Here is an 18,659-nt window from a genome sequence, read left to right as displayed (position 1 = left end):
GATATTATATTTTAAAAAAATGATGTTTCGTTACAAGAAAATTTAAAACCATTTACAACCAAAAACAAGTAATTTTTGGTGTAATTTTTAATTTTGAATATTATAACAGTTTCTAGTTATTCTTTTTCATTTTCTTCTGTGCTTTTTTTCTAGCTTCTTTTAGTATAGAATCTAAGTTTATATTCGAGCCCTTCAACACATTTTTTAGCGAAGCCATCTTTTCATCTTGTTCTTCTTTTTTTAAATCACGATATTGATTCTTACTAATAACTTTAGTTGATTTATATTGGTTTAAAAAATCTTTGAAAACATTATTACCTGTAGCTACTTTTTCTATTTTTACAGCTTTAATAGATTTGCTTCGTAAATCCATCTGCAAAATGACACCTTTTATTCCTTTTAAATGATAAGGAGAAATTGCTTTAATTTCATCAGTAAACCAATAAGATTCTTTAGTGCCATTTTTATGTTCTATTACTGCCTCTTTAGCAGTATATCCTAGTATCTTTTTTTTATTATCTGTAATTTTAACTACCCTTGGTGCTTTAGGTATATTTAAATTTACCCTAAAGTCTTTCTTAAAAATTTTGGCAACTCCAATTCGTTTGTATTCTTTATAGTCCCACAAACTAGTTTCAAATTCATCGTAAGGGAAAGATCTATTTTTCTTATTAAAAGAACCACTTTTAAGCATAATACTTTTTGACGAAAACATCATTCCTGCAGCTTTTTCTCTTTTTTTCTTCTGATATAAAGCATATCTTTTATTACCAAACCACTCAATTTTTTTATTATTGATTTTTGACATTAATTTAGCTTTCGATACTTCAGGAGGTAGAATACCATTTACTGATGTAGAAGTTATTTTCTGCCCTTTATTTTTAACTTCATAGGTTATTTTAAAAGTTTCTTGAGAAAAAATTAACGAGTTGTAAATAACTAAAAGTAAAAAGATGTTTTTTTTCATAATTATGGTCTTTATTTAGTGTAAAATTATGTTTTTACTTTTACTGTTTGTGTTAATAAATGTTAACTACTGTTAACTATAAAAAATTTTTAATTTCAAACTAAATATTTTGCTTTGTAGATAATAAATTGATTAATAAGCTTAACCTGTTGTGCATTTTATATAATGCTAATCTTCTTAAGTAATTGTTATTTGGATTTTCTAAAAGATATTTTAAGTATTTGTCTATCCCTCTTCTAGATTTATATGTTACCTTGTCAATAGATTTACTAATTGTGACGTCTTGAAATAGCGTTACAGAATTATTATACTAAAGGTAGTGGTTTTTTATAATTTATAGCTCTTTGGGAGTACCTACCAATAAAGAGTTTAACAAGTAGGACAGTTTTCACTAATCTTTTTTGTCCTATTTTTATTTAATTTTTGATATTTTAAAACGCTTAAAATCAGAGTATTGTACTTTTGATTACTCCATATTTACATAATCAATATTCTTGTAGTTTTTTGATGTCCTTTTTTATAAAGCTATTTTAATGTGATTTGTTCTTATTAATTTTTTAAAATAGAAACAAATGGAACAAATTATTCCAAAATTGTCGGTAGAGAATACAGATTTAAGGTATGAATATCTTTTAAATGATATTTTAGTAGGGTTAGAATTAGCTTTAAAGAATAAAAAGATAATTGCAAACAAAGAAGTATTTAGTAAAATCAAAAACTTATTTTATGAAGCTAAAAAAATACCATTTCCAAATTGGGATAGAGTTATAGATTTAAATAATCAATTATCTGTTGATAACATTGGGCTTGATGCCCTTGAAATTATAAGAGAAATGATTTATTAAAACAGTTATTAATCTTTAAAGGGTTTATAAAAGTTTATCTCAATTTTAAATTTGAAAAAACCCTTTACAAACTTAAACAATCTGATTGCAATTAAGCCAATTAGCATAATAGCCAACCAAATCAGAATTAAATAAAGAAAACCCTTTAGCATTTTTTAGTTATTCAAATATTGATAAAATTCGCTGAATAGTGTTTTTAAGATTATCAGCAATTAAATCAATAAATACTTTTTTATTATTTTCTGTTTGTGCAACTTCAAGAGCATTATAATACGCTAATCTACTTTTGCCATCGCCTTTTAAAATAGCAATAGGATAGCCATTTTGCAATAAGATTAAATTCATTAACAGCCTTGAAGTTCTGCCATTACCGTCAATAAAAGGATGAATTGTAACCAGTCTTTCGTGCATTTCAGCAGATAACTCAACAGGATGTAGGGTTTCTTTATTTTCATGGTACCATAAAATCAAATCTTCCATTAGTTTTGGCACTAAAAAAGGTTGAGGTGGTTTGTGTTTTGCTCCACTTATCATAACTGGCACTTTTCTATAAATTCCAGCATTTGGCTTGTCTATTCCTTGTAATATTAAACTATGAATTTGTAAAATATCTCTTTCAATAATTGTGTTTTTGGTTTGAGCAAGTTCTTTAATATAGTCTATTGCTTGAGTATGGTTAATTACTTCTAAATGTTCATTCAAAGTTTTACCTCCAACTGTTAAGCCTTTTTCAATAACCAAAGCAGTTTCTCGAAGCGTTAAAGTATTGCCCTCAATCTTATTGCTTTCATAAGTATATTCAATTTCTAAAGCCTTTGTAACTTTAGGATGCTCATTTTTACGATATTCATTTAAACGGTCTTTTAGAGCATCTAATTTGGTGTATTTAGTCATTACAATCAAATAATAATTTCTTACAAATCACAATATAAAACAAAACCTCATAAATTTTATATTTATGAGGTTTTTTATTGTGGAGACGCCGAGAATCGAACTCGGGTCCAAACAAGCAGCAAATTGGCTTTCTACATATTTAGTTCTTTCTTAATTTTCGATGTAAAGCTGATTAAGAACAATCCATTTTACACTTAACTTCTTTAGTTTCGGAAACTTAACGAAGTAATAAATCTCCTATGTTTATTTTTACGATGCCCAAAAATGAAACGCCATAAACCAAGGCTTTTCGTGGACATAAAGCTTGCTCACCTTGTGAGCCTAGGCTAATCTTACTATAATTCAGATTATGCAGCTAAAGCGTAGTTATCTTCGCCGTTTAAAAAGTTGAAATAAGTTTTACAAGTATCATTTCACTCCTTGATATGCTTACAAATCCTCTGACCTTGCTGTCAAAACCAGTCGTCCCCATTTTCCTGAACTTGATTCAGGATTTATTTCAAAAACCATATTATTTATTCAAAAATAATACTGATAGTTTGGGCGTTACTTTTTGCCAAAAGCATTTGGCAATAAAGTCAGGCTTTCACTACTCGTTTTTTATTCCATTATCATTACATAAAAGAACTCAAACAAATCGTTTAATCCTTAACGCGGTTTGCAAAAATACAAAAATAGTCAAGTTATCAATTTATAAACTGTCATTAAATAAATGTTAAAACGAATTCGGTTAAAAAAACTATTTTTTGAGCAAAAAAAGAATTCCATCCAATAGTAATTTTGAATAAAACTAATAGTATGATTAAAACAGGAACAAAAGTAAAATGGAGTTGGGGAAATGGCACAGCACAAGGAAAAGTAATAGAAACCTACACTAAAAAAGTAACAAAAACCATAAAAAGAAATGAAGTTACTAGAAATGGAGAACAAGGCAATAAAGCATTGTATATAGAGCAAGAAGATGGAGGTAAAGTATTAAAATTAGAAAGTGAAGTAGAAAGAGCATAAAATTTCTACAGAACTATTTTTGAATGCTTTTTTCGGTTTATCTTTATAAATTGAAAGAAGCATTTATAATTTATAGAAACTATGAAATTCGGAATCATAAAAGAGCGTAAAAATCCACCAGATAGAAGAGTGGTATTTTCTCCTGAAAAGTTAAAGAAACTGCAAAAAAAATACCCAGAAGCAAGTATCAAAGTAGAAAGTTCAGATATTCGAGTATTTTCTGATGAAGCTTACAAAGATGCTGGATTAGAAGTAACTTCAATTATGTCAGATTGTGACGTGCTTTTTGGCGTAAAAGAAGTGCCAATTGATGCTTTAATTCCGAATAAAAAGTATTTCTTTTTCAGTCATACTATTAAAAAACAGCCCTATAATAGAGAATTATTAAAAGCTATTTTAGCTAAAAATATTGAGTTGTATGACCACGAAACCATTACAAAAGAAAATGGTGCAAGATTAATTGGTTTTGGACGTTATGCAGGTATTGTTGGTGCTTACAATGGTTTTAGAGCCATTGGTTTAAAAACCGAAAAATTCAATCTACCAAAAGCAGAAACTTTAGATAGCCAGAAAGAATTGATTGATGAGCTTCATAAAATCAATTTACCGAAAATAAAAATTCTACTAACAGGAAATGGGAAAGTAGCATATGGAGCTAAAGAAATGTTAGATGCTATGAACATAAAACAAGTTTCTGTAGATGATTATGTATCTAAAAACTTTAATGAAACTGTATATTGCTTTGCAGATGTTTTAGATTATAATAAACGCAAAGATGGGCAAGTCATCAACAACAGAGATTTTTATAACAATCCACAAGAGTATGAAGCGAACTTTATGCGTTTTGCCAAAGTAACCGACTTTTTTATTGCTGGTCATTTTTTCGGAGATGGTTCACCTTATTTGTTTACCAGAGAAGATGCCAAACATCCAGATTTCAATATCAAATATGTTGCAGATATTTCTTGTGATATTGATGGTCCTATAGCTTCTACAATTCGTTCTTCAACCATTGCAGATCCAGTTTATGGGTATCATCCTGAAAAGGAAATAGAAGTAGATTATAAAGATGAAAATGCAATAGTTGTTATGGCTGTAGATAATTTACCTTGTGAATTACCAAAAGATGCCAGTAAAGGTTTTGGAGAAATGTTTCTAGAAAATGTAATTCCAGCATTTTTTAATAATGATAAAAATGGAGTTTTAGCAAGAGCAAAAATGACCGAAAAAGGAAAACTTACTGAACGTTTTTCCTATTTGCAAGATTATGTTGATGGCAAAGAATAGATGAAAATCATTAAGAAAGTAGCAAAAGGAATCTTGTATTTTTTACTAGTAATTTTAGCTTACTTACTTATTTCTGTTTTAGTAAGTTATATAACTGTGAATAGTAATTCTGATGATTCTTTAGATGAGAAAACCATTTTTCTCTCTACAAATGGTGTTCATTTAAGTGTGATCATTCCTAAAGAAAGTTTGACTCAAAATGTACTAGAAGATTTACAATTCCATAAAAACCATCAATATTTTATGTTTGGTTGGGGCAATGAAAATTTTTACCTAAATACACCCACTTGGAATGATTTTAAATTGAAATACGGTTTTGAAGCTTTGTTTTTAAACAGCCCAACTGCTATACATTTAACCACATTTTATCAAAAAAGAAAAAGTTGGATTGCTGTAAAATGTAATCAACAAGAATTGAATAAATTGAATGTGTATATTTTAAATACATTCAAGAAAGATAGACAAGGTAAAAAAATAATAATTCCACAAAAACTGTATGCTATAAATGACACTTTTTATAAAGCAAATGGAAGTTATTCCCCAGTAAAAACCTGCAATACTTGGGTAAATTCAGGTTTCAAAGAAAGCGGATTAAAAGCAAGTTATTGGACACTTTTCGACTTTGGCTTATTAAATAAATACGATTGATTTATGGATGAGAACCAGCAATTCTTGTTAGATTTAGCCAAAGCAAAAATGCCTTTTGGGAAGTTTAAGAACCAATATTTGATAGATTTACCAGAACATTATTTAGTCTGGTTTAAAAATCAAGGTTTCCCAAAAGGGAAATTAGGTCTGCAGATGGCTAGTGTTTATGAATTAAAGCTGAATGGTTTAGAGGATATTATTAAAAAACTTCAATAAAAAATAATTTTAAGATTAATTCTGAAATAAATTATATTTGTATTGCAAAACTATCAAACTACTATAGTTTTATAAATTTTAAATTGACGCTAAACGAATTATTAAACAATCCTGTTTTTACTAAAACAGCCTCTGTTTTTTTTCTATTTCTTATTGTTTATGTTATTGTAAAAATTTTACAGAAAGCTATCATAAAAGTAGCCAAAGATAACAGTTCTAAATATAAACTTAAAAAATTAATAAATTTTTTAGGTTATTTACTTTTTGTTTTTGGATTACTATATATTTTTAACACAAAACTTTCTGGAATTGGCACAGCTTTAGGAGTTGCAGGTGCAGGAATTGCATTTGCATTACAGGAGGTGATTGTTAGTATAGCTGGTTATGTAACTGTTTTTTCTAGTAACTTTTATAAAGTTGGTGATCGTGTAAAATTAGGTGGAATTAAAGGCGATGTAATTGATATAGGACTTTTAAGAACCACTTTAATGGAAATTGGAGATTGGGTAAATGGCGATTTATACAATGGTAAAATGGTTAGAGTTGCCAATAGTTTTGTCTTTAAAGAACCCGTTTATAATTATTCTGGCGATTTTCCTTTTCTTTGGGATGAAATCACAATACCCATTAAGACTGATGGAGATTATAAATATGCAAAACAAATCTTTCTCGAAATTTTAGAAGAAGAAGTTGGCGATTTTGCAAAAACTTCTCAAGTTGCTTGGGACAAAATGATAGGAACATATAGCATAGAAAACGCAAGAGTAAAACCTATGGTTTCTATGACTTTTGATGAAAATTGGATTACCTTCAATTTAAGATATGTGGTAGATTACAAATCAAGAAGAGGTACAAAATCTATTTTATTTGATAAAATTTTATCAATCATCCAAGAGTCAAAAGGTAGAATACAAGTAGCTTCTGCTGCTTTTGAAATTACAGCTTTCCCAAAAAAATAATTTACTTTATATATTTTAAAATAACAATTAATATTAAATTATGGTTTTAAATTACGTTTATTTCGGACTTTCCATTTTAGGTATTTTTCTCTTTTTCTTTTTGTTAAAAAAGTTCTTTAAATGGTTACAATCCAAAGCAGATAAATTAGACAGAAATGTGCTTTTTAAAAAAGCAGAACTGGTCAATTTTTTTAAATTTATTACACCTAGAAGAGAAAAACACATTTTAAAATTCACTATAAGAACTTTAAGAATAGCTATTAGCATTTTCTTTTTGGTTTTTTATTTACCATTTGTATTTCATTTTATACCTGAAACCCAAGAAATAGCAGATACCATTTTCTCTTATGTAATGAAGCCAGTAAACTTTGTAATACAAGGTTTTTTAGCATTTATACCTGGTTTGTTTTTTATCATAGTCATTATTTTTGCGACTAAATATTTATTAAAGTTTTTAAAGTATTTAACAGGTGAGCTAGAAAGAGAAGCTGTACGTTTGGATGGTTTTCACGCAGACTGGGCAAAGCCAACCTTTAATTTGGTAAGAGTTGTAGTTATAGCATTTGCAGCCATTATTTGTTTTCCTTACATTCCTGGTTCTGATTCAGATGCCTTTAAAGGAGTTTCTATTTTCTTTGGAGTTTTATTTTCTTTAGGTTCTACATCAGCAATATCTAATATAGTAGCAGGAATTGTAATAACTTATATGCGTCCTTTTAAATTAGGAGATCGCGTAGAAATAGGAGATACTATTGGAGATGTTACAGAACGAAGTTTATTGGTAACTCGAGTTAGAACTATTAAAAATTTAGATATTACCATTCCTAATTCATCTATTTTAGGTAATCATATCATCAATTTTAGCAAAAATGCAGCAGAAGATGTGGGTATCATTTTACACACCTCTGTTACTATTGGTTATGATGTTCCTAGTGGAGATGTTATCAAAGCTTTGGTAAAAGGTGCAAAAAATACTCAAATGATTTTGCAAACTCCTGAACCTTTTGTATTGGTAAAAAGCTTGGATGATTTTTACATCAATTATGAAATAAATTGTCATACTAAAAACCCAGAAAAAGAGGCTATAATTTATTCGTATTTACACGAAAGTATTAAGAATGAACTGCATGATGCTGGTATAGAAATTCTGTCTCCACATTATAATGCTGTTAGAGATGGAAATGATTTGACAGTTCCACCAGAAAACAAGCCTAAAGGATATCAAAAACCAGGTTTCCAAATTGGTGATTTTAAAATAGGAGGTTAATTATTTTGCTGTTGTAAAATTTTTAGAAAGTAATAATAGTAGATATAAAAATGATCCAAAAGCGATGGTAATATACCAAGTTTTTGGGTCATTTATGCTTAATAAACTTTTCTTTAAAACTGTTATTGGAGTCGTAAAAACATCCCAAGAATTGAATCTTAAAAATCTGCCAAGGTATATGCCAAAGCCACATAAAAATGTAGCAGATAGAGAAAAATAGTTTGCGGATTTTGTATTCCATTTTTGTTGAATAATTTTATAAATATCAGTTATTGAGATGATTGCTAATAATAATCCTGTAAATGAAAAAGTGAAAAGTAGAAAAATATCTAACCAAATTAAGGTTGATTTTATATGATGTAAGTGAATAAAATCGGTAATTATATATGGCGCATTTGGTAGAAATAGCAACCAGATAAAAAGGATGACTATCAATTTTAATTTAGAGCTATTTTGGAACTTCTTTTTCACAATTAATGAAATAAAATAAGGAATAACTGCTAAAAAGAGATTCCAAACCAAAAATCCGAAGAAAAGAGATTTTGTAATATATATTCTAATGCTATACAAAACCAAGCAAAAGAGTATCAGTAAGAATAGATTTTTTTGAATTTTAGTCATTTTCTTTATATTTTTTGTCATTTCGACCTTGCTTGTGCTGAACTTTTTTCAGTATGGAGAAATCTTTTAAAATTATTTAAAATTTCTCTATTCCACTGCGTTTCAATGGAAATGACACCTCAATTTTTCAATTAATATTACAGTTGCAATTCCAAGCGTGTAAGCCACTAAATCTCCCATGCTAAAAGAAGTGCCTAAAACAAGTTTTAGAGTGTTTGCATATTTATCAGGATAAAAGTTTTTAAGATTTGAGAGTTGTAAAAACTCAACAACATAAGCAATAAGTAAAACTAAAATTGCAGTTTTAATCACAGATATTTTTACAAAACTTTTGATGATTGCATACAAAAGCATTACACATAAATAATCTCCAATTGTGTGTCTTATAAATCCTGTTGTGTATTTGGCAATGCCTATTTCAATAAGAAATAATACAATTGCAATGACAAAATAGGTTTTATTGAATTTCATATTTAATTAGAAATTATTTAAAAAAATATAGAATTATAGAGAAAACAACTGATGTTAATATTATTGTATAAATTATTTCTTTTGAACTGTTTTTTAAGTTTAATAATTCAATTAATAATTTAGATAAAACGAATGAAATAAACATACTTATGCCTAAAATAAGTATTGCTAAAATTATTGTTATAAAAAACATTTTATTCTTTTTTAAAGAGCAAAACCTCATAACAATAGAGGAGGTTTTGCTCTAATCAACCAACTACTAACTAACTCTCTCTCAATCTATTTTTTACTTTTATCAATTTTATTTCCAGTTTTGCAAAGCCAAATCCAACTTTGCATCAATGTGAAAAATACTGTAATAGCAAACATAAATTCTGGTTCATCAAAATTAGAATTCACAACAAAAAAGCAACAAATACCAAAAATAATTATTGCATAATAAGGAAAGTATTTTTGAAACATTTCATGACTATTCAAATCTTTTTTCTCCAATAAAAACAATGGTAGAATCGTATATAAAACTGCTAAAGAACAAATAATAAATATTGGAATAATCGAAATGATAATAATTGCTATTATAAAATAACCCTTTTCAAATTTTTCAGATAAAATCAATGTCCAAAACAGCACAGTTGCAAATAATGCTGCTTTTAACAAAATAGGCATCATATTATTTGTTGAATTCATTCTGTAATTTTTACGTTATCAAAAACCATTTCTTGCCAAGAATTATCTCTTAATTTTCGAATGTAGTTATTGTGTCTAACATCAATATCAAACTTATCATTGTTATTTAGATTGCCTTTTTCAGCATAACCTTTTAGTAAAAAAGTATTGTTGTCAGAAAGATTTATCAAATATTTTAAATCTAGTTGTTCAGCATAATTGATATTGTAATAGGTAATGAATTTATCCCAATTTAAGGTTGATGACAAAATGAGCACTGCAAAAGCAATTTGTGTGTTTTTACGAAACAAATACCATAAGTTTTTAGTTTTTTGAACTTTAAAATATGTTGACATCAAACCTAATGAAGTCGCCATTAAAAAGAATAAAACTCCAATTCTTTTGTATGTAAAGCCAAATGAATTGATGTACTCCATATTTTTAATTGCAGTAATTAAGATGACAGTTAAGTTTAAAAATATCCATAGAAAAGAAGCGTTTTTTATACCCTTGTTTTTATCATAAAAATTAAGGTTTCCTCTAAAGAAATAGAGAATAATTGCAATAGCCAAAAGATTTGAAAATATCAAAGCGTTAACTCCTGTATGCACTTGTTTGGATAATTCTGGAGCAGTCATTTGATATAATTCTGATAAGTACAAAACATCAGTAATTAAAAACAGAATGATGAGTGCATTCAATAGATACAAAAGCACAATCCCTAATTTGTTTTCTTCTTTTATTTTTTTTGGAGATAAATGTTTTATTTCGTTTTTATTCAGATAATTACCAGTATTCAAGTCCAAAGAAGTTGCAGGATCAATAGTTATGGGATTTGTAATGTTATAAAATAAATAGTAGCCTAAACCTGTAAAAAGAATCCATTGTAGATTGATGAAACTAAAATCAATCTTTAAAATCAATTCGTTAAATTTTGGGTTTCCATTTCTATATAAGCTGATAAAAATGATTAAAAATAGAGCTGGAATTCCAATAATTTTCAACCAATAAACATAATTTATTTTATTTTTTTTTACAGTTTGAATTTCAGTTGTTTGTTTATCAAAATACAAGGAGAATGCAGCAACAATTGTGGTGTAAATTCCATTCATAAATTTTATATAAATGGATGATTTGAGTTCAGAAATGCTTCCAATTAATGTAAAAAATGCAATAATGTTAGCTATAATTGTTAAATCTGATTTGTAAAGAAATACAACTACTCCTGTTATAAAGTAAGCAAAAATCTTAATAATATAAATTTTTGTTTTTATTATAGTTTTATTATTTATAACTAAAACTATAATAGTAAGTAGTGTAAATAAAGATAAATTTAAACCAATACCCTGTCTATAAAAAAGAGTGCTAAATAGAATTGCACTAGTCAATAAAATTAAATTTTTCATTTTAAAATATTTAAAGTACTTTGAAATACAAAGTTTAAGATTAAAAAAATATACTATTTGTTTTTAATTAATTTTTCAAGTGCATCAATATGCTTTTTAAATTCTTGCTTCCCCAAATCAGTTGCAATATATTTTGTGTTAGGTTTTCTACCAATAAATTGTTTTTCTACTCTAATAAATTCAACTTTTTCCAAAGCTTTTGTATGGCTTGCTAAATTGCCATCAGTAGCACCTAATAATTCTTTTAAAGTATTAAAATCTGCATACTCATTAACCATTAAAACAGACATAATTCCCAGTCTAATTCTATGATCAAAAGCTTTATTTATATTTAGGATGATGTTTTTCAAAAACTTCTTTTTAAGTTACGAATTTACATCTAATTTCTATCATATTTATAGTACATAGCAGCTCCGTAAATAATATGCATAAACCCAAAACCAACTACCCAGAACCAAAATCCATAACCAGGAAAAACGGCACAAAGTAAGCCTAAAACAATTTGGGTGTAGCCTAAATATTTAATATCACCTAAAGTATATTTCGATGCATTTAGTAAAGCCAAGCCATAAAATAGTAACATTAATGCTCCTGTTTGTCCATATCTCTGTTGTTTTAGTATGATGATAATATAAATTCCACCAGCTAAAAGAGGAACTATAAAACTTGTTAAAAGCCTTTTAGTTAGAGCATCCCATATCTTTTCTTCGTTCTTTTTTGCTTTTTTTGTGGTTAAAAAAATAGCAGTTCCTATACTAAAAAGACCTACAATTAATAAAGTTAAAATAACTAATTTAAAGGTTTTTCCTTCTAAAATTAGATAATCTCTACCACTATTACTCACAAGCCAATATGCATATCCTGCTCCAATTAAAGCATAAATGCCTGCTAAAATGCCAGACAAACCACTTAATGATATAAATCTTGATGATTTACTCATTAACGTTTTAATTTCTGATATGTCTTTTAAATAATCTTCTGAACTCATTTTTAAAGAACTTTGAAATACAAAGTAAATGAATATTTTTTACATCAGCAACAAAAAAATTAAAAATCTAATTAAAATTGAATTTTTGAGAAATCTCAATATATCAATATAAAGAAGAATGTATTTGTGAGTTTTACCTAACTACAAAACCATAAGTAATATGTGCAAGTCCTAAAATAAATAAAGATGAGTGCCAATAACTAGGAATAAAAATACATAAAACACCTAATAAAACAGTAATACCAGATAAGATAAGTAAGCCTCTTCTTTTTTTATTTTTATTTAAAAAAATCAATAAACCATATAAAAGTAAAAATGTGGGTGTAATAAAATCTATAAAGCCTAAATTCATTAATAAAATAAGCAATAAAAAAATTCCGATAAAACTTAAAATAAGCAACCAGAAATTCTTTTTGGTTTTTGAGTTAAAGAGTTTGTAGTCAAGTTTTTTAGCATTTCTTTTTCCTTTAAAATAGAGGGCTAATCCAGACAACAAAAAAGTGAAAAAAGTAATGACTATTATTAATATTTCTATGATTTCTGCTGATAACATTCCTGCAGCATTATCATCAATTAAAAAACCTTCTAAAAAAGTTTTAATTAAATATGCAGCCAATAAAAAATAGATCCCTATTTGAATACTTGCATTTCCTTTTAAAGAAAAATTAACCTCCAAATTATCGTGTTTATGCATAAATTTTATAACTTTCGCTAATATACAAAAAATGAAACCTGCTGAAGCATATATATTAAATCAACCAGAACCTTTCAAATCTATTTTGTTGCATTTGCAAATTTTAATAGAAGGCACTTTTCCTAAAGCTGATTTACAGTTTAAATGGAAAATTCCTTTTTATTATTTGGATGATAAACCATTTTGTTATCTAAACCCATCAAAAAAGAAAGGTTATGTAGATGTTGCTTTTTGGGTATCAGCTCATTTAACCAAATACAACGAATTCTTAATTTCAGAAAATAGAAAAGTGGTGAAATCTTTACGTTATTATCAATTAGAAGATATTAATGAGTTGGTTTTATTAACGGTTTTAGAAGAGGCACATCGATTAAAAGACAAAGGGTTTTACAAGAAAAGTTAATTATCTCACTCTAACTTTAAAATGTAAAGCATCTTTTTGATTGATATATAATACCAAATCAGCATTTCTTTTAGGATTTTTTATTGATATTGTAGATATTTTATTAGCAGTAGTTATTAATGGTTTTTGGGCATATTTATTACCAGACATTGCATAGAAAATTATAGCATTAGAATCTAAATTTTTAAATTTCAATAGTATGTTTTCTGATGATTTTAAACTTATAGTTCCTTTTTTAGGTAATAACAATTCAGTTTGTAAGCCTAAAAAAGTATTGGTATAAATTGGTTGATTGTAAAATTCTTCTAAACTCATTCTGCCAAATCGCAATACCCATAATTTATCTTTTGGATAGTGAGTTTTAAACATTTTATCTTTTGGAATATCAAAAAAGTAGCCATTAAATCTGCGAATCCATTTGCCATTATATTCATAACCTGCTGCCCAAGTTGCATCTAAAATTAACCACTTCTCATTAATTTTTACTGCATTCCAAGCATGGTTTGTACCTCTAGAAATAGTTCCGATTTCTCTGGCTTCGTTTCTAACATTACCTTTTAAAACAGCAGCTTCTATACCTAACAAATCACATACTTTTTTAAAAGCTTGCGCATATTCTTCACAAACACCCATTTTTGTTCTAAACGCTTTAGCTACAAATTGATCTTTTATAGCTTGAATTTTTTGCAATCGGTCTTCTTCAGAAGAAAACTTAAAACGATAGCTTCTTTTTTTTCTTGGGTTGTAGAGTTCTTTTAAATTATAGCGTATATTTTGAGTCAACCAAAAAAAAGTAGCCCTTGCCTTATCTATATCTTTGGTAAAATCTTTTTCAATCTTTTTTGCAAGAGCTTCTACTTTAGAAAAACGAGGATAATTTCTTACTAATTCATCAACTTTTGCGAATTTTTGAGCATTTAAGTTTGTGCTGATAAATAGTAGAATGATTAATAATTGTTTCATGTTAAAGTATAAAACAACTATTATGCCTAAAAATTGTGATTAAAGACTATTAATAGTTTTACGAATCGCGACTAAATTTGTGAGTAGTTGCTCTAAATTATCTAGATGTAACATATTTGCTCCATCAGATTTTGCATTTGCTGGGTCAAAATGAGTTTCAATAAATAAGCCATCAACATTGTTTACAACTCCAGCTCTAGCAATAGTTTCAATCATTTCAGGTCTTCCACCAGTAACTCCAGCAGTTTGATTTGGCTGCTGTAACGAATGCGTAACATCTAATACAGTTGGGGCAAATTCACGCATTTCAGGAATCCCTCTAAAATCTACAACCATGTCTTGATAGCCAAACATAGTACCTCTATCTGTTATCCAAGCTTTATTAGATCCAGCATCTTTTACTTTTTGTACAGCGTGTTTCATAGCTGCAGGACTCATAAATTGCCCCTTTTTTAAGTTGACTACTTTTCCTGTTTTTGCAGCTGCAACTACTAAATCTGTTTGACGCACTAAAAATGCAGGAATTTGCAAAACATCTACATATTCAGCAGCTTTTGCAGCATCAGTAACTTCATGAATATCTGTAACAGTAGGTACATTAAAAGTTTCTGAAACCTTGCGTAAAATTTTTAATGCTTTTTCATCTCCAATTCCAGTAAAACTATCAATTCTACTTCTGTTAGCCTTTTTAAAACTGCCCTTAAAAATGTATGGAATTTCTAGTTTATCAGTAATTGTAATTACTTTTTCTGCAATACGTAAAGTCATTTCCTCACCTTCAATTGCACAAGGTCCACAAAGCAAAAAGAAATTATTAGCATGGGTGTGTTTTATATTCGGAATTTCTGATAATACCATTTGTAAAATTTTAAACAAAAATACGGAATTATATTTGCTATATTTATCCTTTAAATATTATTAAAATTATGAGAAAAATAATTTATACTGTATTCATATTTGTATTTGTATTAACGAGTTGTAAAGTAACTCAAAAAGGCAATAAAGGTAAAGATGGTGTTGATGGGGTTACTTATGTGAAACCAAGTAAAACAAAAAAGGAAAAACCTTCTTTTTTTATAGATTCTGCATCCGTAAGAAAACATTTATATACACTTGCTTCTGATGAAATGCAAGGTAGAAAAAGTGGTACAGAAGGTATAGAAAAGGCTGCAAAGTATATTGAAAATGAATTTAAAAGAATAGGTTTAACCACTTTTGAAGGTTTAGATTCTTACAGACAAACCTTTAATTTTACACCAAGAAGAAGTAAAGAAGAAATTACTAGTGCCAATATTATTGGTGTTTTAGAGGGTAAAAGTAAGAAAGAGGAGTATGTAATTATTTCTGCACATTATGATCATTTAGGAATGAAAAAGAGTGGGAGTGGAGACCTAATTTATAATGGTGCAAATGATGATGCTTCTGGAGTAACTGGTGTGTTAGCATTAGCAGAATACTTTAAAAAAGTAGGAAATGAAAGAACCATTGTTTTTGTTGCTTTTACTGCTGAAGAAATGGGTTTGATAGGCTCAACTCATTTTGGAAAAGGTATAGACGCTAATAAATTTGTAGCTGGTATAAATTTAGAAATGATTGGTAAAATTCCAAGTTTTGGACCAAATACAGCTTGGTTAACTGGTTTTGAACGTTCAGATTTTGGTAAGATTGTTCAACAAAATTTAAAAGGTTCTGGGTATCAGTTGTTTCCTGATCCATATAAAAATTTTAATTTATTTTTTAGATCTGATAATGCATCTTTGGCACGTTTAGGAGTGCCTTCTCATACATTTTCTACAACTGCAATAGATGTAGATAAAGACTATCATAAAGTTTCTGATGAGGCTGAAACTTTAAACATGACGATTATTACACAAACTATTCAAGCAGTTGCTAAAGGAACAAAAAGTATTATTGATGGTATAGATACACCTACTAGAGTGGTAATTAAAGAACGTAAAAAGTAAAAATATTGAAGTTTAGTAAATACATATTCTTATTGATTTTAATAGGTTGTGGAACCTCTAAAGTGATGACAGATTACGATTCTAAAATCAATTTTTCTGATTTTAAAACGTATCTTTTTTATGAAGATGTTGGAGAAGGATTAAACGATTAAGATAAAAAAAGAGTTACAAAAGCCATCGATTTTGAGTTACAACAACTAGGTTTTGCTACTGCTGAAAATCCTGATTTTTACGTTAATATGATTTCTAAAATATCTGAAAATCTAAACAACAATACTATTGGAATAGGAATTGGTTCTGGAGGAAATAATGGAGGTTTTGGCATTTCTGGAGGAATACCAATTGGAGGCAAAAAGCTAAATGAAGAGTTAATTATTGAGTTTGTAAATTCTAAAACCGATAAAGTTATTTGGGAAGGAATTTTAAATTCAAAAATAAAAGAGAAAAGAAAACCCGAAGAAAAAGAATTGCATTTTCAAGAAGTTATCAAAAAGATTTTAGAGAAATATCCGCCTAAAAAATAAACCTAAAATGCCTTATAGTCAATATTTAGCAGATAGAGTTTCACAATTTTTAAATGAAAAAAATGTGCAGTTTATCGCAAAAAAAATGATGGGTGGTTTATTATTTATGGTAGATGATAAAATGTACGTGGGTGTAAATAAAGATGAAATCATGGCACGTATCAACCCAAATATTTATGAAATGTCTCTTTTGAAAGAAGGTTGTAAAGAAATGAATTTTACAGGAAAACCTATGAAAGGCTTTGTGTTTTTAACAGATGAAGCTATCGATTTAGATGTGGATTTGTATTATTGGTTGCAATTGGCATTAGACTTTAATCCACTTGCAAAATCTAGTAAAAAAAGAAAATCCTCTAAAAAATAATTTAGAGGATTTTGTATTTGTAAAAGTTTTTTTAAAACTGATATCTAACAGATAAAGCAACATCAGAATTTAAACCATCTAAACCACCTGCAATACCAATTTCTGGTCTATAATCTATAGAAATTAAAACTGGTGCATTAAAATTATACTCAATACCAATAACACCTGCTCCATATATGCCTGTTCCGTTTGCGGAAACAATTCCACCACCAAAACCTGTATACCAATTAAATTTTTCTTCTAAATTCCAAACCCATTGATACAAACCTGTAGCTTTAAAGTTGGTAAATTCATTGGCTAAACCCAAATCAATTTCTAAACGATTGTTGCTTCCTAATGCTTTTTGGTAAGAAATTTCACCACCAACTCCATTTCCACCTCCAAAACGTAAACCAATGGCATTATCAGAAATGTCTTGAGCGTTCGCTGAAAGTAATGTTGTAAGTGATAAACCAATTGTAAAAAGAATTTTTTTCATAATGAATATTTTTAGTTTTTAATTAACGCTCCAAAATTAAAATTATTCTTTTGCTTTTTTTAACTCATATGAATAAGATTTTGTTAAAATAGATTTTTTAAATTAATTTATTTTTTTGAGAACGTTGAACAATTGTTTTATTACCAAATTCATCTTTTCTAAATCTAGAGTATCTAATTTATCATTAGAAGTGTGGTAGTTTTTATTGCGATAAAATGCAGTGTTAGTAATCATTACAGCGTCAAAATTATGTTTCCAATAATTTAAATGATCTGAAAAATCTACACCTGGAAGTCTTGAACTTCCTTTAAATGATTTGGTATTTATAAGTTGTTCAGATTTCATTAAATAATCAATTTGATTACTAAAAATCTCATTTTTATCATTTTGAACAACAGTAATAAAACTCCCAATATTACCGTAAATTTTTTCCATTCCCATAATTGGGAATCTTTGTGAACCTTTTTTATCACTAAAAAAACCAATAGTTTCAAGAGAAATCATTCCTTTTACAAGAATTTTTTTATCAACTAAATACTTTGCGTGAATATAACTACCCATTTGTTTGGTTCTAAAAAATGGTGGTTCTTCTAAACTATACCCAACAAAATCGATACGATATTTTAGATTTTCTTTTGACAATAAACGTGCTAATTCTAACAAACCAACTACACCACTTGCGTTATCATCTGCGCCTTCAGAATCTCCACAAACATCATAATGTGCTCCAATAATAATCCTTTCTTTGTTTTCAGTTCCTAAAGAGCCTATTGCATTTTTATAAATAGTGTTATCAACATTAAAATTTTGATAAGCTACAGAATCACAAACTTTGGTCAATTCTTTTTTAATATAGTTTGCAACAAAATTGAGTGTTTTTACATTTTTGTAATTTCTAGCTTTTTCTGTTTTTGTGATTGCAATAAAGTGCTTTTTGATTCTTTGTAAATCATTCTCATTTGTTTTTTGAGCGTTACAAGTGATACAAAAAATAAAGTATGCTATAGATGTGAAAAAAATCTTCAT

At 27.8% G+C, this 18,659-nt stretch carries 24 protein-coding genes, 1 other RNA gene and 1 pseudogene; 12 read left to right on the top strand and 14 right to left on the bottom strand.

The features are described from left to right. Nucleotides 1-112: 112 nt before the first annotated feature. Nucleotides 113-967, bottom strand: coding sequence for a hypothetical protein (locus tag BTO18_RS08785; RefSeq protein WP_105015861.1), 855 nt, complete (start codon nt 965-967; stop codon nt 113-115). A 572-nt stretch (nt 968-1,539) separates the two neighbouring features. Here BTO18_RS08785 and BTO18_RS08780 point away from each other — a divergent pair. Continuing rightward, nucleotides 1,540-1,812, top strand: a complete 273-nt coding sequence (locus BTO18_RS08780) for a hypothetical protein (protein ID WP_105015860.1) — start codon at nt 1,540-1,542, stop codon at nt 1,810-1,812. A 159-nt stretch (nt 1,813-1,971) separates the two neighbouring features. Here BTO18_RS08780 and BTO18_RS08775 read toward each other — a convergent pair whose 3' ends face one another. Both BTO18_RS08775 and ssrA read right to left on the bottom strand, forming a co-directional pair. Then, nucleotides 1,972-2,706 carry a Fic family protein gene (locus tag BTO18_RS08775; protein ID WP_105015859.1) on the bottom strand — a complete coding sequence of 245 codons (735 nt, stop codon included), beginning with the start codon at nt 2,704-2,706 and terminating at the stop codon, nt 1,972-1,974. Nucleotides 2,707-2,783: 77 nt separating this feature from the next. Next, nucleotides 2,784-3,176: a transfer-messenger RNA gene (gene ssrA / locus BTO18_RS08770) on the bottom strand. Nucleotides 3,177-3,504: 328 nt separating this feature from the next. Between ssrA and BTO18_RS08765 the strand changes: the two genes are divergently transcribed. The 6 genes from BTO18_RS08765 (at nt 3,505) to BTO18_RS08740 (ending at nt 8,091) form a co-directional block, all read left to right on the top strand. Then, nucleotides 3,505-3,714 carry a hypervirulence associated TUDOR domain-containing protein gene (locus BTO18_RS08765; protein WP_105015858.1) on the top strand — a complete coding sequence of 70 codons (210 nt, stop codon included), beginning with the start codon at nt 3,505-3,507 and terminating at the stop codon, nt 3,712-3,714. 81 nt (nt 3,715-3,795) lie between these two features. Continuing rightward, nucleotides 3,796-5,001 (top strand): NAD(P)-dependent oxidoreductase, encoded by a 1,206-nt coding sequence (locus tag BTO18_RS08760; RefSeq protein ID WP_105015857.1) that lies wholly within the window; start codon nt 3,796-3,798, stop codon nt 4,999-5,001. Further along, entirely contained in the window at nt 5,002-5,649 is a 648-nt protein-coding gene (locus tag BTO18_RS08755; protein WP_105015856.1) for a DUF2459 domain-containing protein, read from the top strand. Nucleotides 5,650-5,652: 3 nt separating this feature from the next. Continuing rightward, complete coding sequence (locus BTO18_RS08750) at nt 5,653-5,865, top strand: DUF3820 family protein (RefSeq protein ID WP_105015855.1); 213 nt, start codon at nt 5,653-5,655, stop codon at nt 5,863-5,865. An 83-nt stretch (nt 5,866-5,948) separates the two neighbouring features. Then, a complete protein-coding gene (locus BTO18_RS08745; protein ID WP_105015854.1) occupies nt 5,949-6,824 on the top strand; it encodes a mechanosensitive ion channel family protein in 876 nt (291 codons plus the stop codon). Between the two features lie 40 nt (nt 6,825-6,864). Next, nucleotides 6,865-8,091, top strand: a complete 1,227-nt coding sequence (locus tag BTO18_RS08740) for a mechanosensitive ion channel family protein (RefSeq protein WP_105015853.1) — start codon at nt 6,865-6,867, stop codon at nt 8,089-8,091. Here BTO18_RS08740 and BTO18_RS08735 read toward each other — a convergent pair whose 3' ends face one another. The 7 genes from BTO18_RS08735 to BTO18_RS08705 all read right to left on the bottom strand — a co-directional run bounded on the left by BTO18_RS08735 (nt 8,092) and on the right by BTO18_RS08705 (nt 12,937). Then, a complete protein-coding gene (locus BTO18_RS08735) occupies nt 8,092-8,712 on the bottom strand; it encodes a DUF1361 domain-containing protein (protein WP_170063254.1) in 621 nt (206 codons plus the stop codon). A gap of 102 nt (nt 8,713-8,814) precedes the next feature. Beyond that, on the bottom strand, nt 8,815-9,183 hold the full coding sequence (locus BTO18_RS08730; protein ID WP_105015851.1) for a ribosomal maturation YjgA family protein: 369 nt from the start codon (nt 9,181-9,183) through the stop codon (nt 8,815-8,817). Between the two features lie 279 nt (nt 9,184-9,462). Next, a complete protein-coding gene (locus tag BTO18_RS08725; RefSeq protein WP_105015850.1) occupies nt 9,463-9,870 on the bottom strand; it encodes a hypothetical protein in 408 nt (135 codons plus the stop codon). Continuing rightward, nucleotides 9,867-11,255, bottom strand: a complete 1,389-nt coding sequence (locus BTO18_RS08720; RefSeq protein ID WP_105015849.1) for a DUF4153 domain-containing protein — start codon at nt 11,253-11,255, stop codon at nt 9,867-9,869. Before BTO18_RS08720 ends, BTO18_RS08725 begins: the two co-directional genes overlap by 4 nt. Nucleotides 11,256-11,308: 53 nt before the next feature. Beyond that, entirely contained in the window at nt 11,309-11,605 is a 297-nt protein-coding gene (locus BTO18_RS08715) for a winged helix-turn-helix domain-containing protein (protein WP_105015848.1), read from the bottom strand. 29 nt (nt 11,606-11,634) lie between these two features. After that, a complete protein-coding gene (locus BTO18_RS08710) occupies nt 11,635-12,243 on the bottom strand; it encodes a hypothetical protein (protein WP_105015847.1) in 609 nt (202 codons plus the stop codon). Between the two features lie 133 nt (nt 12,244-12,376). Beyond that, on the bottom strand, nt 12,377-12,937 hold the full coding sequence (locus BTO18_RS08705; protein WP_105015846.1) for a hypothetical protein: 561 nt from the start codon (nt 12,935-12,937) through the stop codon (nt 12,377-12,379). Nucleotides 12,938-12,968: 31 nt separating this feature from the next. Between BTO18_RS08705 and BTO18_RS08700 the strand changes: the two genes are divergently transcribed. Continuing rightward, on the top strand, nt 12,969-13,340 hold the full coding sequence (locus BTO18_RS08700; protein ID WP_105015845.1) for a DUF1801 domain-containing protein: 372 nt from the start codon (nt 12,969-12,971) through the stop codon (nt 13,338-13,340). On the opposite strand, the gene BTO18_RS08695 is transcribed toward BTO18_RS08700, so the two are convergent. Further along, nucleotides 13,341-14,303: a transglutaminase domain-containing protein gene (locus BTO18_RS08695; RefSeq protein ID WP_105015844.1), complete on the bottom strand. Its 963-nt coding sequence runs from the start codon at nt 14,301-14,303 to the stop codon at nt 13,341-13,343. 39 nt (nt 14,304-14,342) lie between these two features. Beyond that, entirely contained in the window at nt 14,343-15,161 is an 819-nt protein-coding gene (gene kdsA / locus BTO18_RS08690) for a 3-deoxy-8-phosphooctulonate synthase (RefSeq protein ID WP_105015843.1), read from the bottom strand. Nucleotides 15,162-15,229: 68 nt separating this feature from the next. Between kdsA and BTO18_RS08685 the strand changes: the two genes are divergently transcribed. From BTO18_RS08685 to BTO18_RS08675, 4 genes and pseudogenes are all read left to right on the top strand, one after another. Further along, the gene (locus tag BTO18_RS08685) at nt 15,230-16,267 is read left to right on the top strand and encodes a M28 family peptidase (RefSeq protein WP_105015842.1); all 1,038 of its coding nucleotides are present in this window, start codon (nt 15,230-15,232) and stop codon (nt 16,265-16,267) included. Nucleotides 16,268-16,272: 5 nt separating this feature from the next. After that, on the top strand, nt 16,273-16,419 hold the full coding sequence (locus tag BTO18_RS17490; protein WP_146106901.1) for a DUF4136 domain-containing protein: 147 nt from the start codon (nt 16,273-16,275) through the stop codon (nt 16,417-16,419). Between the two features lie 12 nt (nt 16,420-16,431). Further along, nucleotides 16,432-16,791 (top strand): annotated as a pseudogene (locus BTO18_RS08680) (DUF4136 domain-containing protein); the annotation flags it as partial. 7 nt (nt 16,792-16,798) lie between these two features. Next, nucleotides 16,799-17,155: a TfoX/Sxy family protein gene (locus BTO18_RS08675; protein WP_105015840.1), complete on the top strand. Its 357-nt coding sequence runs from the start codon at nt 16,799-16,801 to the stop codon at nt 17,153-17,155. A gap of 31 nt (nt 17,156-17,186) precedes the next feature. Here BTO18_RS08675 and BTO18_RS08670 read toward each other — a convergent pair whose 3' ends face one another. After that, nucleotides 17,187-17,633: a hypothetical protein gene (locus tag BTO18_RS08670; RefSeq protein ID WP_105015839.1), complete on the bottom strand. Its 447-nt coding sequence runs from the start codon at nt 17,631-17,633 to the stop codon at nt 17,187-17,189. 102 nt (nt 17,634-17,735) lie between these two features. Beyond that, entirely contained in the window at nt 17,736-18,659 is a 924-nt protein-coding gene (locus BTO18_RS08665; protein ID WP_105015838.1) for a M28 family peptidase, read from the bottom strand.

Source organism: Polaribacter porphyrae, from assembly GCF_002954685.1.
Classification (GTDB): Bacteria; Bacteroidota; Bacteroidia; order Flavobacteriales; family Flavobacteriaceae; genus Polaribacter; species Polaribacter porphyrae.
The sequence above is the reverse complement of the archived record's forward strand: the minus strand, read 5'-3'. Positions and strand labels throughout refer to the sequence as shown.

Bases quoted from the DNA above. Each gene is read 5' to 3' on its own strand.
- BTO18_RS08785 (WP_105015861.1), bottom strand. From the start codon at position 967: ATGAAAAAAAACATCTTTTTACTTTTAGTTATTTACAACTCGTTAATT.
- kdsA (WP_105015843.1), bottom strand. From the start codon at position 15,161: ATGGTATTATCAGAAATTCCGAATATAAAACACACCCATGCTAATAAT.
- BTO18_RS08725 (WP_105015850.1), bottom strand. From the start codon at position 9,870: ATGAATTCAACAAATAATATGATGCCTATTTTGTTAAAAGCAGCATTA.
- BTO18_RS08685 (WP_105015842.1), top strand. From the start codon at position 15,230: ATGAGAAAAATAATTTATACTGTATTCATATTTGTATTTGTATTAACG.
- BTO18_RS08670 (WP_105015839.1), bottom strand. From the start codon at position 17,633: ATGAAAAAAATTCTTTTTACAATTGGTTTATCACTTACAACATTACTT.
- BTO18_RS08780 (WP_105015860.1), top strand. From the start codon at position 1,540: ATGGAACAAATTATTCCAAAATTGTCGGTAGAGAATACAGATTTAAGG.
- BTO18_RS08700 (WP_105015845.1), top strand. From the start codon at position 12,969: ATGAAACCTGCTGAAGCATATATATTAAATCAACCAGAACCTTTCAAA.
- BTO18_RS08775 (WP_105015859.1), bottom strand. From the start codon at position 2,706: ATGACTAAATACACCAAATTAGATGCTCTAAAAGACCGTTTAAATGAA.
- BTO18_RS08765 (WP_105015858.1), top strand. From the start codon at position 3,505: ATGATTAAAACAGGAACAAAAGTAAAATGGAGTTGGGGAAATGGCACA.
- BTO18_RS08760 (WP_105015857.1), top strand. From the start codon at position 3,796: ATGAAATTCGGAATCATAAAAGAGCGTAAAAATCCACCAGATAGAAGA.
- BTO18_RS08675 (WP_105015840.1), top strand. From the start codon at position 16,799: ATGCCTTATAGTCAATATTTAGCAGATAGAGTTTCACAATTTTTAAAT.
- BTO18_RS08695 (WP_105015844.1), bottom strand. From the start codon at position 14,303: ATGAAACAATTATTAATCATTCTACTATTTATCAGCACAAACTTAAAT.
- BTO18_RS08730 (WP_105015851.1), bottom strand. From the start codon at position 9,183: ATGAAATTCAATAAAACCTATTTTGTCATTGCAATTGTATTATTTCTT.
- BTO18_RS08755 (WP_105015856.1), top strand. From the start codon at position 5,002: ATGAAAATCATTAAGAAAGTAGCAAAAGGAATCTTGTATTTTTTACTA.
- BTO18_RS08710 (WP_105015847.1), bottom strand. From the start codon at position 12,243: ATGAGTTCAGAAGATTATTTAAAAGACATATCAGAAATTAAAACGTTA.
- BTO18_RS08705 (WP_105015846.1), bottom strand. From the start codon at position 12,937: ATGCATAAACACGATAATTTGGAGGTTAATTTTTCTTTAAAAGGAAAT.
- BTO18_RS08750 (WP_105015855.1), top strand. From the start codon at position 5,653: ATGGATGAGAACCAGCAATTCTTGTTAGATTTAGCCAAAGCAAAAATG.
- BTO18_RS08740 (WP_105015853.1), top strand. From the start codon at position 6,865: ATGGTTTTAAATTACGTTTATTTCGGACTTTCCATTTTAGGTATTTTT.
- BTO18_RS08665 (WP_105015838.1), bottom strand. From the start codon at position 18,659: ATGAAGATTTTTTTCACATCTATAGCATACTTTATTTTTTGTATCACT.
- BTO18_RS08720 (WP_105015849.1), bottom strand. From the start codon at position 11,255: ATGAAAAATTTAATTTTATTGACTAGTGCAATTCTATTTAGCACTCTT.
- BTO18_RS08735 (WP_170063254.1), bottom strand. From the start codon at position 8,712: ATGACTAAAATTCAAAAAAATCTATTCTTACTGATACTCTTTTGCTTG.